We start from the raw sequence: 243 nt of genomic DNA on the forward strand, positions 1-243 counted from the left end.
GGCAACGCGAGCCGAACGGTTTTGACAGGAGCGATAATGCAGGTTTTACATGTATGTTCTGAGATGTTTCCGTTGCTGAAGACCGGTGGTCTGGCGGACGTGATTGGCGCGCTGCCCGCGGCACAAATTGCCGATGGGGTAGATACGCGCGTTCTGCTGCCTGCGTTCCCGGATATTCGCCGTGGTGTAACCGACGCCAAAGTGATCTCCCGCCGCGATACCTTCGCTGGCAAGATCTCTCTG

The 243-nt window shown here is 57.6% G+C and carries 1 protein-coding gene; it reads left to right on the forward strand.

What is annotated here, in order from left to right; all coding sequences use genetic code 11:
• Positions 1 to 36 precede the first annotated feature (36 nt).
• On the forward strand, positions 37 to 243 hold a 207-nt coding region (locus SAZ04_RS22820; RefSeq protein ID WP_332700046.1), incomplete at its 3' end, for a glycogen/starch synthase.

The sequence above is a fragment of the Halalkalibacter lacteus genome (assembly GCF_036663595.1).
Classification (GTDB): Bacteria; Bacillota; Bacilli; order Bacillales; family Bacillaceae_D; genus Halalkalibacter; species Halalkalibacter lacteus.